Source organism: Shimia gijangensis (genome assembly GCF_900142085.1).
Lineage (GTDB): Bacteria > Pseudomonadota > Alphaproteobacteria > Rhodobacterales > Rhodobacteraceae > Shimia > Shimia gijangensis.
This window is the reverse complement of the sequence record NZ_FQZQ01000067.1, coordinates 1-1577: the sequence shown is the minus strand read 5'-3', so window position 1 is coordinate 1577 and position 1577 is coordinate 1. Positions and strand designations below refer to the sequence as shown.

2 protein-coding genes and 1 pseudogene are annotated in these 1577 nt (G+C 54.6%); 1 reads left to right on the top strand and 2 read right to left on the bottom strand.

The genetic code is table 11. The features are described 5' to 3' along the window. Nucleotides 1–80: 80 nt before the first annotated feature. Nucleotides 81–437, bottom strand: a pseudogene (locus BUC32_RS20015) (recombinase family protein); the annotation flags it as partial. Then, on the bottom strand, nt 434–850 hold the full coding sequence (locus BUC32_RS20010; protein ID WP_073257410.1) for a DUF2924 domain-containing protein: 417 nt from the start codon (nt 848–850) through the stop codon (nt 434–436). The pseudogene BUC32_RS20015 and the gene BUC32_RS20010, both read right to left, overlap by 4 nt. A gap of 496 nt (nt 851–1346) precedes the next feature. On the opposite strand from BUC32_RS20010, the gene BUC32_RS20005 reads away from it, so the two are divergent. Then, nucleotides 1347–1553, top strand: coding sequence for a ParB N-terminal domain-containing protein (locus tag BUC32_RS20005; protein WP_073257407.1), 207 nt, complete (start codon nt 1347–1349; stop codon nt 1551–1553). The last annotated feature ends 24 nt before the right edge of the window (nt 1554–1577 follow it).

Here is a 1577-nt window from a genome sequence, read left to right as displayed (position 1 = left end):
CTGTCTCATGTCCCACTCCTTGGTGGTTACGATGAGCCAGAAACACTCCCTTATCAAATCACCCTATTTGGACCCATAAGCGCTGACGTCAGACACACGAAAGAGCATTCTGCCGCCTCCAACTGATCCACAAGTTTTGCAAAATCCGATAAGGCCCGTGTGAGCCGATCGATCTTATAGACCACAACCATGTCGACCCGCCCGGCTTCAATGTCTGCCAGAAGGCGCTGCAGGGAAGGGCGCTCCAGTGTGCCGCCTGATTTACCGCCATCATCATAACGTTCCTTGAGGCCTTTCCAGCCCTCATGCTTTTGGCTGGCGATATAGGCGGTGCAGGCCTCAAACTGGGCATCCAGCGAGTTGAAATCCTGATCCAGACCTTCTTCCGAGGACTTGCGGGTATAGATGGCGCAGCGGATTTTGCGAGGCGCAGTCATTTGGGCGCGCCCTTGGATAAGCCGAAGAAACGCGGCCCGGACCAATGTGTTCCGGTGATCATGTGGGCAATCTTGGACAGAGACCGGTAGGTCTTGGTGTTCCAGACAAAACCCTGTTCAGTGACATCAACCACATAGGTGACCCCATTCCACTCGCGCAAAAGACGGGAGCCGGGTTTGAGGCTCGGGGATTTGTTAGAGGTGGTCTTGCCCTTCGCAACTTTGTTGAGGTCGCGAAGAAAGCTCTTTGGCAGGCCGCCATAGATTTGTGCCTGGATATCAAAAGCCAGAACCCGGCGCATGAACACCTGGCTCATGCGGGGTGGCGCCGATCGCGGTACAACCTCACGCCAGGCCACACGCAGGGCCTGGCGGTCCAGATCATCGATCTCATCAAGTTTTGGTAGCGGCATTTGTCTCTCCTCTGGCGTTCCGGGGGCGTAAATCGCCGGTACCGAGGAGAGCCCGGACATGCGCGGGCGTGTGAGCAGTGATGCGTGGTTTGAGCGGGTAGTCCAGTCTTACCTCAAATCTATACGAAAGCGCGCCTGATTGTGTAACTCAATGAAACAGAAGGAAATAAAAACTATTGATTTAATTTGATTCGGGCACGAACATAGATGCACGGGGCTGACACCTGTCATGGCCGAGCTGACAGAGTGGATTGCTGGATAGCGGACCCGAGACTCGGAAAGAAGTCCACGACCTGGATGGGTTCAGTGGCAGAAGGCCTCGGATGAGGAGAGGTCACCGCCAGTATGGGCAGGTGATTGGATGGTTCCGGATGGGACAAGTCTTCGTGGGTTGGATGACCCGCTAGGGCGAATATTTACACATATCGCAGCGCTTTAGCGCTCCCATCATTTATGCGCCACAGCTGTTTGTGAGCGCCAATCAAGGAACATACCAATGAGACCTGAATTGGAGCGGGTTGCCCCGCAAGATCTCAAACCCTCACCGCGCAATGCGCGCACCCACGACAAGAAACAGATCCGACAGATAGCCGACAGCATCGAAGCCTTCGGCTTCACCAATCCACTTCTGATAAAGCTACGCGCTTTTAACCTGATGCATACCCGGCCTCGCAAAAGTAGTTCCAGCATTCTTGCGGTGTGAACATGTCGCAGACTTCGGCCAATG

What these genes read in the sequence shown, in the direction of transcription:
- BUC32_RS20010 (WP_073257410.1), bottom strand. Translation starts at nt 850, where the DNA reads ATGCCGCTACCAAAACTTGATGAGATCGATGATCTGGACCGCCAGGCC.
- BUC32_RS20005 (WP_073257407.1), top strand. Translation starts at nt 1,347, where the DNA reads ATGAGACCTGAATTGGAGCGGGTTGCCCCGCAAGATCTCAAACCCTCA.